The 11,831-nt window shown below is 70.5% G+C and carries 13 protein-coding genes; 6 read left to right on the forward strand and 7 right to left on the reverse strand.

Going from position 1 to position 11,831, the window contains the following annotated elements; all coding sequences use genetic code 11:
- Positions 1–13: 13 nt before the first annotated feature.
- Positions 14–439, reverse strand: coding sequence for a D-aminoacyl-tRNA deacylase (dtd, locus tag ACFXJ8_RS38575; protein WP_379649655.1), 426 nt, complete (start codon positions 437–439; stop codon positions 14–16).
- 81 nt (positions 440–520) lie between these two features.
- On the opposite strand from dtd, the gene ACFXJ8_RS38580 reads away from it, so the two are divergent.
- Positions 521–1,438, forward strand: coding sequence for an asparaginase (locus tag ACFXJ8_RS38580; protein WP_379649657.1), 918 nt, complete (start codon positions 521–523; stop codon positions 1,436–1,438).
- A gap of 8 nt (positions 1,439–1,446) precedes the next feature.
- On the opposite strand, the gene ACFXJ8_RS38585 is transcribed toward ACFXJ8_RS38580, so the two are convergent.
- Complete coding sequence (locus ACFXJ8_RS38585; protein ID WP_379649658.1) at positions 1,447–2,031, reverse strand: ankyrin repeat domain-containing protein; 585 nt, start codon at positions 2,029–2,031, stop codon at positions 1,447–1,449.
- Between the two features lie 266 nt (positions 2,032–2,297).
- Here ACFXJ8_RS38585 and ACFXJ8_RS38590 point away from each other — a divergent pair, with 266 nt between their 5' ends.
- Together ACFXJ8_RS38590 and ACFXJ8_RS38595 are read left to right on the forward strand one after the other, a co-directional pair.
- Positions 2,298–3,332, forward strand: a complete 1,035-nt coding sequence (locus ACFXJ8_RS38590; protein WP_379649660.1) for a sensor histidine kinase — start codon at positions 2,298–2,300, stop codon at positions 3,330–3,332.
- The gene (locus ACFXJ8_RS38595; protein ID WP_379649662.1) at positions 3,329–3,949 is read left to right on the forward strand and encodes a response regulator; all 621 of its coding nucleotides are present in this window, start codon (positions 3,329–3,331) and stop codon (positions 3,947–3,949) included. Before ACFXJ8_RS38590 ends, ACFXJ8_RS38595 begins: the two co-directional genes overlap by 4 nt.
- Positions 3,950–3,959: 10 nt before the next feature.
- Here ACFXJ8_RS38595 and ligD read toward each other — a convergent pair whose 3' ends face one another.
- Positions 3,960–4,925, reverse strand: a complete 966-nt coding sequence (gene ligD, locus ACFXJ8_RS38600; protein WP_379649664.1) for a non-homologous end-joining DNA ligase — start codon at positions 4,923–4,925, stop codon at positions 3,960–3,962.
- 155 nt (positions 4,926–5,080) lie between these two features.
- Here ligD and ACFXJ8_RS38605 point away from each other — a divergent pair, with 155 nt between their 5' ends.
- Positions 5,081–6,676 carry a DUF2207 domain-containing protein gene (locus tag ACFXJ8_RS38605; protein WP_379649666.1) on the forward strand — a complete coding sequence of 532 codons (1,596 nt, stop codon included), beginning with the start codon at positions 5,081–5,083 and terminating at the stop codon, positions 6,674–6,676.
- 87 nt (positions 6,677–6,763) lie between these two features.
- On the opposite strand, the gene ACFXJ8_RS38610 is transcribed toward ACFXJ8_RS38605, so the two are convergent.
- On the reverse strand, positions 6,764–7,849 hold the full coding sequence (locus tag ACFXJ8_RS38610) for an FAD-dependent monooxygenase (RefSeq protein ID WP_379649669.1): 1,086 nt from the start codon (positions 7,847–7,849) through the stop codon (positions 6,764–6,766).
- Positions 7,850–7,878: 29 nt separating this feature from the next.
- Between ACFXJ8_RS38610 and ACFXJ8_RS38615 the strand changes: the two genes are divergently transcribed.
- Positions 7,879–8,784, forward strand: a complete 906-nt coding sequence (locus tag ACFXJ8_RS38615; protein ID WP_379649671.1) for a TetR/AcrR family transcriptional regulator C-terminal domain-containing protein — start codon at positions 7,879–7,881, stop codon at positions 8,782–8,784.
- Here ACFXJ8_RS38615 and ACFXJ8_RS38620 read toward each other — a convergent pair.
- On the reverse strand, positions 8,776–9,510 hold the full coding sequence (locus ACFXJ8_RS38620; RefSeq protein WP_379649673.1) for an alanyl-tRNA editing protein: 735 nt from the start codon (positions 9,508–9,510) through the stop codon (positions 8,776–8,778). The two genes, ACFXJ8_RS38615 and ACFXJ8_RS38620, sit on opposite strands and share 9 nt — an antisense overlap.
- A 140-nt stretch (positions 9,511–9,650) precedes the next feature.
- Here ACFXJ8_RS38620 and ACFXJ8_RS38625 point away from each other — a divergent pair, with 140 nt between their 5' ends.
- Positions 9,651–10,241 (forward strand): SGNH/GDSL hydrolase family protein, encoded by a 591-nt coding sequence (locus ACFXJ8_RS38625; RefSeq protein ID WP_379649675.1) that lies wholly within the window; start codon positions 9,651–9,653, stop codon positions 10,239–10,241.
- Positions 10,242–10,454: 213 nt separating this feature from the next.
- On the opposite strand, the gene ACFXJ8_RS38630 is transcribed toward ACFXJ8_RS38625, so the two are convergent.
- Positions 10,455–10,790, reverse strand: coding sequence for a DUF2516 family protein (locus ACFXJ8_RS38630; RefSeq protein WP_379649676.1), 336 nt, complete (start codon positions 10,788–10,790; stop codon positions 10,455–10,457).
- A 341-nt stretch (positions 10,791–11,131) separates the two neighbouring features.
- Positions 11,132–11,831 (reverse strand): flavin monoamine oxidase family protein (locus tag ACFXJ8_RS38635; protein WP_379649678.1); only part of this gene is annotated, 700 nt, incomplete at its 5' end.

Consider the following 11,831-nt stretch of genomic DNA (forward strand, 5'->3'; position numbering starts at 1 on the left):
CTGGCACCACCATTCAGAGGTCGATGACCAGCGTGATCGGACCGTCGTTGAGGAGGGAGACCTTCATCTCGGCGCCGAAGCTGCCGGTCTCCACGTGCGCGCCGAGCGCCCTGAGCTCGTCGACGACCGCCTGGACGAGCGGCTCGGCGACCGGGCCTGGCGCGGCGGCCTGCCAGGTGGGGCGGCGGCCCTTGCGCGTGTCGCCGTACAGGGTGAACTGGCTGATGACCAGGAGCGGGGCGCCGACGTCGGAGCAGGACTTCTCGCCGTCGAGGATGCGCAGGCCCCACAGTTTGGCGGCCAGCTTGCGGGCCTCGGCAGGGGTGTCGGTGTGGGTGGCGCCGACCAGCACCATGAGTCCGGGCTCGTCGATCGCGCCGACCGTCCGGCCCTCGACGACGACGGAGGCGTGGCTGACCCGCTGTACGACTGCTCGCATGACACCCCATTCTGGCCCACCTCACGGGCTCGGGATGACGGGGTGCGGCCGCCGTTAGACTCATCGCGAAAGGGAGGGGAAATGTCGCTCATTGTGGAGGTTGTCCGTTCCGGGTTCGTGGAGTCCACGCACCAGGCTCGGATGCTGGCGGTCACCGCCGACGGAACACCGGTCCGCACGCACGGTGCCGTCGACGCGCTGGCCTCGCCGCGTTCCTCGATGAAGCCGCTCCAGGCGCTCGGCATGCTGCGCAGCGGCCTCGACCTGGACGGCGAGCTGCTGGCACTGGCCTGCGCCTCCCATTCGGGCGAGCCGTACCACGTCGACGGTGCCAGGAAGATCCTCGCCGGCGCCGGACTCGACGAGAGTGCGCTGCGCTGTCCCGAGGACTACCCGGAGGACCGGTCCGTGCCCACCAAGGCGCGGATCTTCATGAACTGCTCGGGCAAGCACGCGGCCATGCTCGCCACCTGCGCCGTCAACAACTGGCCGCTGGACACCTACCTGGAGCCCACGCATCCGCTGCAGCGGGCGATCAGGGAGACGGTCGAGGAGCTGACCGGCGAGCGCGTGGCCGCCACCGGTGTGGACGGCTGCGGCGCACCGCTGTTCTTCGTCTCGATGGTCGGCGTGGCGCGCGCGTTCAGGGCGTTCCCGCTGGGTGCGCAGGGCTCGCCCGAACGGCGTGTCTACGAGGCCTTCACCGCCCACCCGGAGTGGACCTCTGGCACCACCAGGCCGGAGGCGGCGCTGATGCGGGCCGTACCCGGACTGATGGTGAAGGTGGGCGCCGAGGGGTTCGACGCCTTCGCCTACGCCGACGGGCGCGCGGGGACCGTCAAGATCGAGGACGGGGCGTCGCGGGCGCGCGTCCCCGTCACCGTGGCCGCGCTGCGGGCGCTCGGTTTCGACGCGCCCGAGTTCGACGCGCTGGCCGTCACGCCGCTGCTCGGCGGTGGCCACCCGGTCGGAGAGGTACGGCTGCGCCCCCTCGCTTGAGACGGGGCTCAGGCCCGGCGGAGGATCTCGGCGACCTCCCGCTGCCCCTTCTCCTCGGCGTGCCGCAGCGCGGTCACCCCGTTGCCGTCGGCCAGGTCGGGGTCCGCGCCGGCGGCCAGCAGCAGCCTGACGATCTCCTGGTACGGCCGGCCGCCGTCGCCGAGGATGACCGCCTCCAGCAGCCCCGTCCACCCCAGGTTGTTGACGTGGTTGACGTTGATGTCGGTCTTGAGCACCTCGCGCACGTAGTCGACGTGACCCCGCTCGCAGGCGGGGATGAGCGAGGTGCCGCCGTAGCGGTTCGTGATCGTCAGGTCGGGGTTGGCGGGCAGGAGGGCGCGCATCATGGCCACGCTGCCCGTCACGCCGGTGACCAGCCACGGGGTGTCGTGCTGGGCGTCGAGGGCGTTGGGGTCGGCGCCCGCGGAGACCAGGATCCCGGCGACCTCCACGTGGTCGGCGGCGCTGGCCAGCAGCAGGGCGGTGCGTCGCTGGCCGTCACGCGCCTCCAGGTCGGCGCCTTCGGTGACGGCTTCCCTGACGGCGGCGGCGTCTCCCGCGGCGGCGGCTGTGAGCAGTTGTCCGTTGAGCACACTTGATCCTTTCATGCCTGGTTGCGACGGCGACGGACGGGCTCCCGTGGGCGGGGGCGTGCGTGGGGGCTCTGTGGCGCAGGCGGCCAGGCCGAGGTGAAGCGCCGCGACCAGGACCATCCTGCGGCTCAACTGCGAGAACGGGTCCATACCCCGAGCTTGCCTCACCTGACGTGCCAGGCCATCGCACAGGCGGTGGAGACTGGAGGAAGAAAACGGCTGAGCCGTACGTCAACCGAACGGTTGATGTGCTGACAGGAGGAGCGGTGGAGCGCGTCTGGCTGAACAGGGCCATGCACGTGGGGTTCTTCCTGCTGCTCGGCGCCTCGGCCTCCAGGCTGCTGTTCAGGCACGGGCTCAACCCCGAGAGCGTACGCAACGTGAGCCTGGCCGCGGGTCTCGGCCTCGTCTACGCGGCGGGTGTGGTGTTCTGGCGGCCTCTCGGTCACCGTGGACGGCTGGCGTGGCTCGTCACGGTGCTCCTGCTGTGGCTGGTGCTGGTCGAGCTGGCGCCGTCCTTCTCGTTCTGCGCGATCCCGCTGTTCTTCGTGTGCCTGCGCCTGCTCTCGCCGCCGCTGGCGATCGTGGCGGCGACCGTGCTGACGAGCGCGGTGATCGTCGCCCAGCTCTCCCTGGCCGACAGCTTCGACCCGAGCCTGGTTCTCGCGCCCGTCGCGATCGCGGCGATGACCGTGGTCATCTTCTGGGAGCTGCGCCGCGCCGGCATCCTGGAGGAGCGGGAACGGCTCAGCCGCGAGATCCACGACACGATCGCCCAAGGGCTGACCAGCCAGCGCATGCTGCTGCAGGCCGCCGACCGGTCCTGGGAGTCCGACCCCGGCAGGGCCCGCTCCTACCTGCGCCAGGCCATGGAGCTGACCGGCGACAACCTGGAGGAGGCGCGCCGCTTCGTCAGGGACCTCGGGCCCGCCGACCTGGCCGAGCGGTCGCTGCCCGAGGCGCTCAAGGTGATCAGCGACGAGTTCCGCCAGGAGGGCACCGAGTACCCCCTCGACCCGAAGACGCAGGCCGTCCTGCTGCGCGTGGCGCAGGGAGCGCTCGCCAACGCCCGCGAGCACGCCCACGCGGGCCGGGTCGTCGTCACGCTGTCGTACCTGGAGGGCGAGGTCACGCTGGACGTGTTCGACGACGGCGTAGGCTTCGACCAGGCGGTCTCGGGCCCCGGCCGCGGGTACGGCCTGCGCGGCATGCGCGACAGGCTGGCCGAGGTCGGTGGCACCCTGGTCGTGGAGAGTGTGCCTGGCGAGGGCACGGCCGTGGCTGCGAGGATTCCGTCGTGAAGCTTTTCCTGGTGGACGATCACCCTGTGGTGCGGGCGGGGATCGCGGCGCTGGTGGGCGGCGAGCCCGACATGGAGATCGTCGGGGAGGCCGGCACGTCGCAGGACGCGGTGCGCGGGATCGCCCTCAAGCAGCCCGACGTCGTGCTGATGGACCTGCAGCTCGGCGACGGGCCCGACGGCGTGGAGACCACGCGGCTCGTGCGTGCGCTGCCGCACGCTCCCCAAGTGCTGGTGCTGACCACCTACGAGACCGACGCGGACATCGTCAGGGCCATCGACGCGGGCGCCACCGGTTACGTGCTCAAGGCCTGCCCTCCCGACGAGCTCTTCCAGGCGATCAAGGCGGCGGCCAGGGGAGAGACCGTCCTGTCGCCGAAGGTGGCGACGCGGATGATGCGCCGCATGCGCGACCCAGGGCCGGCGCTGACCGCCAGGGAGATCGAGATCCTCGAACTGCTGGCCAAGGGCGCGGGCAACAAGGAGATCGCCAAGGCGCTGTTCATCACCGAGGCGACCGTCAAGACCCACCTCGTGCACGTGTACGGCAAGCTCGGCGTCGACACCCGCACCGCGGCCGTCACGGCGGCGGTCGAACGCGGCCTGATCCGGCTGTGATCGCCACCCGCTATGACGCCTGGGAGATCCGCACGTCCTCGGGGCCCTTGTCCTCGCGCAGCCCCCGCCACGAGGCGTGCCTGATGCGCCCGTCCTGCGTCCACTCGGCGTAGCGGACCTCCCCGACCAGCAGCGGCTCCACCCAGTGCGCGTTGCGTGATTGCTCGCGCGGCACCCCGGCGACCGGCGGGTCCGGCCGCTCCAGCGGGGTCAGCCGGGCGCCGAGATCGGCCAGCACGCGCTCGGTGAAGCCGGTCCCCACGTGTCCCGCGAAGACCAGCCGCCCGCTCGCGTCATGGACGCCCAGCAGCAGCGAGCCGATCATGCCCGCCCTGCGCCCCTCGCCCGGCTGCCAGCCGCAGATGACGAACTCGCGCGTCCTGAAATTCTTCACCTTGGTCCAGTCGGCCGAGCGCTGCCCCGGCCGGTAGGGCGAGTCGAGGCGTTTGGCGACCACCCCTTCGAGACCGAGTGACTTGCTCGCCTCCACCGCGTCCGTGCCCGCCCCGTGGAAGTACACCGGCACCTGCCAGCGCGCGCCCGGCGTGACCAGCTCCTCCAGCAGCTGCCTTCTCTCCCGGTACGGCAGGCCGACCGCGCTGACCGCGTTGACGTGCAGCAGGTCGAACAGCATGAACGTCACGGGCACCGACCGGACCAGTTCGGCGATCTTCGCCGGGTTGCGCTGGTGCATCCGCGGCTGCAGCGCGCCGAACGAGGGCCTGCCCGCGGCGTCGAAGGCGACGATCTCGCCGTCGAGGACCAGGTCGTGGCCGCCCACCGCGCCGCCGAGCATGCGCAGCTCGGTGTAGGCGACGGTGACGTCCTTGCCGTTGCGCGAGACCAGCCTGACCGCCCGGTCCTCGACGTAGGCCAGCGCCCTGACGCCGTCCCACTTCATCTCGTAGGCCCACTCGCCGGCGACCGGCAGCGATCCCGCCTTGGCGAGCATCGGGGCGTAGGACGGGAGTGTCATGAGGGCACCTCCTGCGTGGGCGCTCCTGCCGTACCGACGATGAAACCCCGTCCGCGCCCGCGCGTACAGGACGACACTCCCCGAACCATCACATTCCCCCTGGTCAGGGCCTACCCAATTCAGAGCGTCTGTGCCAACCGCTACGATCTGCCGCCATGACGGGTATCAGGGTCGCCTTGGCCGCTCTCCTGCTTGGCGCACTCCCCTTGACCGCACCATCGGGGGCGATCACCGACGAGGTGACGATGGAGCTCGGCAAGGGCGGGGTGCTCCACGTGACGGAGAAGATCAGCGGCGCGGGCGGCGAGGTCAAGCGGACCTTCCTGAGCCGCACCCGCTTCGACGACTCCTTCGACCGGCGCTACCGGATCTCCAACGTCAAGGGCGGCACGCTCGCGGGCGACGTGCTCACCATGAAGGGCGACGGCACCGTCACCTACGACGTCACCGGCGCCGTCACCCAGGCGGGCGGCAACGAGGAGCTGCGCTGGTTCGCCGTCGGCGGCTGGAACGCCCCGGTGGAGAAGGCCACGGTCAGGGTCACCGGCCCCGCCTCGATCCAGAACCTCTCGTGCTTCGCGGGCGAGCTGACCTCGGCGATCGGCTGCACGTCCGCCTCCATGGACCACACGGGGGCGCGGGCCGACTTCGAGCAGCAGCGGCTCAACGAGGGGCAGGCGCTGACCGTCGTCGTCGGCTTCCCCAAGGGCGCCAGCGGTGGCGCGCCCATCCTGGAGCGGCGCTGGACACTGGCCTCCGCGTTCACGATCGACCTGGTCACCGGCGGTGCGCTGGCGGGTCTGCTGGTCCTGCTGCTGGGCGGGGTGGGCCTGCTGTGGTGGACCCGAGGCCGCGACGCCCGCGTCGTCGGCCACGAGCAGGGCGCGGTCGCCGCCGTCCAGGACGGCCACTTCACCCCACCCGACGGGGTACGGCCCGGCCAGATCGGCACGCTGCTCGACGAGCAGGCCGACGTGATCGACGTGACGGCCACCATCGTCGACCTGGCGGTGCGCGGCTACCTCCGCATCGACGAGCAGCCCCGCCAGACCTACGACGCGCCCGACTGGCTGCTGGTCAGGCTGCCGAACGCGCCCGTCGGCTCGCTCCTGCCGTACGAGCGGGCGCTGTACGAGGCCATCTTCGACGGGCGCGACATGGTGCTGCTGTCGCAGCTTTCCGGCTCCTTCCAGGCCCATCTGGGCAAGGTGCGCGACGCCCTCTACACCGACGTCGTACGGCAGGGCTGGTTCGCCCGCCGCCCCGACGCGGTGCGCACCAGGTGGACCACGATCGGCGTCGTGCTCTGCTTCGCCGGCGTGGCGGCCACGGTGGCACTGGCCTGGTTCACCACCTACGGCCTGCTCGGGCTCGCCGTCATCATCGCGGGCGCAGCCCTGGCGGTGGGCGGCCAGTCGATGCCGGCCAAGACCGCCAAGGGGTCGGCGGCCCTGGCCCACACGCTCGGGTTCCGGCAGTACCTCCTGGCGGGCGATCTCGGCAACGTGCCCGAGCAGCACAGGGTGGAGCTGTTCTCCCGCTACCTGCCGTACGCGGTGATCTTCGACGGGGTGGAGCACTGGTCGCGGGTGGTCGCCTCGGTGACGGGCAACGGGCAGGAGGCCGACAACCTCTACTGGTACCACGGGCCGGCCGAGTGGGACCTGTCGAAGTTCGCGGGGTCGATGCGCACGTTCACGACCACGACGTCGGGCGCGATCTCCTCGACCCGCCAGTTCCGCTCCCTCTGACGCGCCCCGGCCTCCCGCCCGGCCTTCTCAGGGGGTGCGGCCGTGGCCGTCATGTGGTGGCCGGGGGTTTCTTGGCGGGTGGGTCGGTCACAGGGTGATGGCGTTCTTGGCCTTCTCCACCGACTCGTCCGCGGCGGGGCCGCCGGGGTTCTCCAGGGCGAGCGCCTGGTTGAGCTCGACGAAGGGGCGCATCCGCGCCTCGTACCGGTCGAAGGCCCCGTCCACCGACCTGCCCAGCTCCTCCGCCAGGACGTAGGCCCCCACCATGGCCAGGCTGGTGCCCTGGCCGGACAGCGGCGAGGCGCAGTAGCCCGCGTCGCCCACCAGTGCGACGCGCCCCCGCGACCACCGGTCCATCCGGATCTGCGCCATCGCGTCGAAGTAGAAGTCCGTCGCCTTCCACATGGCCTCCAGCAGCCGCGGCGCCTCCCATCGCAGGCCGCCGCAGCGCTCGGCCACCAGCCGCTTCTGCTGGTCGAGGTCACGGTGGTCGTAGTCGACCGGCTCGCCGCCGAAGCCCAGGTTGACCTTCAGTTCGGTGTTGCCGCGCACGGGGAACAGGCCGAGGCCCGCCTCGCCGTCCCTGAGCCAGACCTGCCAGTCCTCCAGGCCGAGGAAGTTGCCGGTGGTGAAGATGCACAGGTGCATCCCCAGGTGGTGGACGAACTGCGACTCCTCGCCGAAGGCCAGGCGGCGGACGTTGGAGTGCAGGCCATCGGCCCCGATCACCAGGTCGAACCGGCGGGTCGCGCCGCTTTCGAAGGCGACCTCTCCGTCGGAGCCGATGGAGGTGATCGAGTCGCCGAACACGAACTCGACGCCGTCCCCGAGCCTGTCGTGGACGATCCTGGTCAGGTCCTCCTTGAGCAGTTCGACGTCGCCGCTGCCGAACCGGCCGCCGCTGTAGGTGCCCTCGGTGTCGCGCATGATCTCGGTGCCGTCGCCGTCCAGCACCGACATGCCCTTCCAGGTGGTGCGGACCTGGCGCAGCTCGTCGGCGATGCCCATCCGCTCGGCGACCGTGAGCGCGGCGCCGCGCACGTCGATGGCCTGGCCGCCGGGGCGCAGGCCGGGGGCGCGCTCGACGACGGTGGGGCGGAGGCCGTGGTGACGCAGCCAGTAGGCGAGGGTGAGGCCTGCGATGCTCGATCCGGAGATCAGGATGTTCGTCATGGTCTGAATGTACGATGTACTGTGTACTAGTGCAGTCGCCGTATCTGGAGATCGTCGAAGACATCAAGCGCCGCGTCGCCGAGGGGAAGCTGAAGCCGGGCGACCGGCTGCCGCCCGTCAGGCAGGTCGCCAAGCGATGGGGAGTGGCCCTGGCCACCGCGACCAAGGCCATGAACACCCTGCAGCAGCAGGGGATCGTCCAGGCCAAGCCCCGCGTGGGCACGGTCGTGGCCGTGCCGGGCCGTACCCCCGAGCCCTCCGCCGAGCTGACCCGCGAGGCGGTCGTGCGCGCCGCGATCGAGATCGCCGACGCCGAGGGGCTGGGCGCGCTGACCATGAGGGGAGTCGCGGGCAAGCTGGGCGTGGCGCCGATGTCGCCCTACAAGCACGTCGAGAGCAAGGAGGATCTGATCCTGCTCATGGCCGACACCGTCTACGGCTCGCTGACCTACCCCGAAAAGCGTCCTGACGGCTGGCGGGCGGGGCTGGAGGAGGTCGCCCGCACGATGTGGACGCTGCACCGGCGCCACTCGTGGCTGGGCCTGATCACCTCGCTCAACCGGCCGGTGGCGCTGCCCAACCTGGCCGTCCACGCCGACCGGGTGCTCGGCGCGCTCGAACGGCTCGGCCTCGACCCGGTGACGACGCTCACCCTGCACGTGCTGTTCTACTCCTACGTCCAGGGGCTGGCGGTCAACCTGGAGCGCGAGGCCCAGGCCGAGGAGGCCAGCGGGATGTCGGAGGAGGAGTGGATGGACCTCCAGGAGCCGCGACTGGCGGAGCTGGTCGCCACGGGCGCCTATCCCGCGTACGCGAGGGTGCTGGAGGGCCTGACCGACGGCTACGACCTCGACCTGGACGAGGTGTTCGAGCTCGGCCTGCGGCTGCAGCTCGACGGGCTGGCCGCGATGATCGAGAGCGGCCGCTCAGTCTGAGATCGTGATGCGCAGGCGGCGGAAGCCCTTGCCCTTGCTCTCGATCTTCGCCACCTTGATCCGGCCGATCTGCTTGGTGGAGGCGACGTGGGTGCCGCCGTCGGCCTGGGTGTCGAGGCCGACGATGTCGACGATGCGGACGTCCTGCACGGTCTCCGGCACCAGGTTGGTGGCGGTGCGGATGATGTCGGGGATCGCGAACGCCTCCGAGCGCGGCAGCACGCGCACGTCGATGCGCCGGTCGGCGGCGATCTCGGCGTTGCAGGCGTCCTCGACGGCCTCCTTGAAGCCGGGCGGCACCTCGGGCAGGTTGAAGTCCATCCGGGCGGAGAACTCCTCCATGTTGCCGCCGGTGACCAGCGAGCCGTAGTCGCGGAAGACCACCCCGCACAGCACGTGGAGCCCCGAGTGGGTGCGCATGAGCGCCGAACGCCGCTCGTCGGCCACGGCCGCGGCCACGACCGTGCCGACCGGGGGAACGGGATCGCCTTCTGCCGGGATCAGGTGGAGATCGTCGCCTTTGCGCACACCGACGATCCGGGTTTCGACGCCCTGCCAGAGGAGAACTCCGTGATCCGCCGGCTGACCGCCGCCACCTGGATAGAATGCCGACTTGCTCAAGACGATCCCCTCTGGCGTCGCGTCCAGGACGACCGCCTCGAAGGAGCGCAGGTTCTGGTCGGAGAGTTCGAGCCGCTGTGTGCGCCCGTGGAGATCGAAGGTCATGTCGGCAGCTTAAAACCCCCGAGGTGGTCATGCGCGGCCTGCTGCGTCGTCGTCTGCTCGCATCGGCCGCCACAATAATCGGGATTTGTCCCGCTATAGCGGGGTGCAACAGCGCTGCCGCGTCGCGACCGCTCGCGCGCGTGCCCGCCGTACAGAAGGCCGCGCCGGTGATGATGTTCGTCGGCGACAGCTTCACCGTCGGCTCGGGCCCGGTGCGCACGTGGGAGACCTACGCCACCGAGACCGCCCGGCGGCTCGGCTGGCAGCCGGTGGTCGCGGGCGCGGGCGGCACCGGCTTCGTCAACAGGGGCAGGGTGGGCCGCAGCTTCGAGCAGTCGTTCCTGGCGGAGCTGGCCTGGCGGCCCGCTCCCGACCTGCTGGTCATCTCGGGCGGCCACAACGACCGCAGGTCCACCGAGTCGCGGGTACGGCAGGCCGCCGCGCGGCTCGTCTGGTCGGTCAAGGCCCACTGGCCCCGCACCAGGATCGTCATGGTCGGGCCCATCTGGATCGACAGGGCCCCGCGCCAGGCCTACGTCGTCCGCGACGCCCTGGCCGAGGTGGCCCTGCGTGAGCGGATCACCTTCCTCGACCCGCTCGGGCAGCGCTGGATCTCCGGCAGGCGGGCCGACGTGCTGCTGCCCGACGGCGTCCACCCCACGGTCGAGGGGCACGCCCGGCTGGCGCAATGGCTGGTCAGCGCGCTGCGGGCCGCTCCCGCGCCCGCTTGATCTGACGCCCCTAGAGCTCGCGCGACTCCCGCGGGACGCCTCAACCTGGTCGTCGGTGTACTGCGACAGGATCGCCCCGCCCTCGACGGCGAAGGGGCCGTAGAGCTCCCGGCGATGATCTGCCCAGGTCGGGCGGACGATGACCTTGCGGCGGTCGTCGGGGTCGGGGGAGCGGGTCAGGTAGCCGAGTTTCTCCAGCCGGTCTACCAGGGTTTACCAGGGCCCGTAGGGGCCGTTGCTGCCGCCCTTGCCCATGCCCTGGACGGCGGGCTTGACGTCGGCGAGGTAGACGCCCGCCGCGATGACCGAGGCGATCGCGAAGATGTTGAGCCTGGCCAGGCCGCTGGCGCCGAAGTAGCCCCAGGCGGTGGCGAACGCGAACAGCGTGCCGAGGCCGAGGATCAGCAGCCACCACTTCTTCTGCAGCTTGCCCGCCGCGATGAAGGCGTTGGCGGGGGTGCGTAGGGCGTGGACGAGCGCCCAAACCGACATGCCGAACGCGATGATCGCGAGGATCGCGAAGATGAGGTCAAGGCCAAAGGTGATCATGTCCGCTCCGCCCAATGCCGCGATGTCGTCCCCCACCCTAATCCATACACCCTGAAACCAACCCGATTCCGGTACGGCACGCCCCCTTGAAGGGCATGGCCCCTCACGGTGGCGCGCTCCGCGCGTTCGGGCTCGGGACTGTTCTTCCCAGGGGCTTTCCAGCCCCTTCGACCCCGGCCTGGGCCACCTGGACCACAGAACGCCGGATCACGATCGCGGACCGGCCCGGATCATGGCCTGCCAGGACGGCGATGGTCGAGATCGTTTCGCGTGCTCATGTGCCTGGGGTCACTTTGCGACTTTGAGGGCATGTACCGCCGGAACTTACACTAGGAGGGCCGCTATCCGGCCTTGAGGACTTCCTGCGCAGCGCGAGTGCCGGACTGCAGTGCACCCTCGAAGTACCCGATGTACTCGGTTGCTGTTTCAGTGCCGGCCCAGTGAATCCGTCCTGCGGGTTCGCGGAGCGCTTCGCCGTATGTGGTCACGACGCCGGGAGGCATGTGGGCGCCGTAGCCGCCTTCCGTCCACGGATCCGCGGTCCAGTCCACGTCGACGTAGTCGATCGGCTCGGCGGCGTCTTGACCGAAGTAGAAGGTGAGGTCGGACAGGACCTGCTTACGGCGCTGCTCCTTGCTCAACGGGCTCATCTCGACAGCCTGGTTCCCGCAGATCAGACCGACCAGGATTCCGACGCTCTGGTCGGGAGGGGTCTGGTCGAAGACCAGGCCGAAGGGGCGGTCGGTGCTCACGATCGTTCCGCTGAGTCCCCGATCGCGCCAGAACGGGGTTTCGTAGGCTACGAAGACCTTGATGACCGAACCCATGGGCATGCGTCGCAAGAGACCTGCGCGCTTGACGTCCAAGGGTGGGCTGTACTTGATCTGTCCGGCGAGAGCCGGCGGCGCCGTCATGATCAGGTACTGGCTGGAGAAGGTTCCCCGGGTTGTGGTGACCCGTACTTCGCTCGTGTCCTGATCGATGGCCTGGACCTGAGTGTCGAGCAGGATGGAGTCGTTCAGCTTGTCGGCCATGCCCTTG

The sequence above is a fragment of the Nonomuraea sp. NPDC059194 genome, from assembly GCF_042754765.1.
GTDB lineage: Bacteria > Actinomycetota > Actinomycetes > Streptosporangiales > Streptosporangiaceae > Nonomuraea.

Coding starts and splice junctions, on each gene's coding strand:
- ACFXJ8_RS38630 (WP_379649676.1), bottom strand. CDS start 10,790: ATGATCACCTTTGGCCTTGACCTCATCTTCGCGATCCTCGCGATCATC.
- ACFXJ8_RS38605 (WP_379649666.1), top strand. CDS start 5,081: ATGACGGGTATCAGGGTCGCCTTGGCCGCTCTCCTGCTTGGCGCACTC.
- ACFXJ8_RS38580 (WP_379649657.1), top strand. CDS start 521: ATGTCGCTCATTGTGGAGGTTGTCCGTTCCGGGTTCGTGGAGTCCACG.
- ligD (WP_379649664.1), bottom strand. CDS start 4,925: ATGACACTCCCGTCCTACGCCCCGATGCTCGCCAAGGCGGGATCGCTG.
- ACFXJ8_RS38620 (WP_379649673.1), bottom strand. CDS start 9,510: ATGACCTTCGATCTCCACGGGCGCACACAGCGGCTCGAACTCTCCGAC.
- dtd (WP_379649655.1), bottom strand. CDS start 439: ATGCGAGCAGTCGTACAGCGGGTCAGCCACGCCTCCGTCGTCGTCGAG.
- ACFXJ8_RS38610 (WP_379649669.1), bottom strand. CDS start 7,849: ATGACGAACATCCTGATCTCCGGATCGAGCATCGCAGGCCTCACCCTC.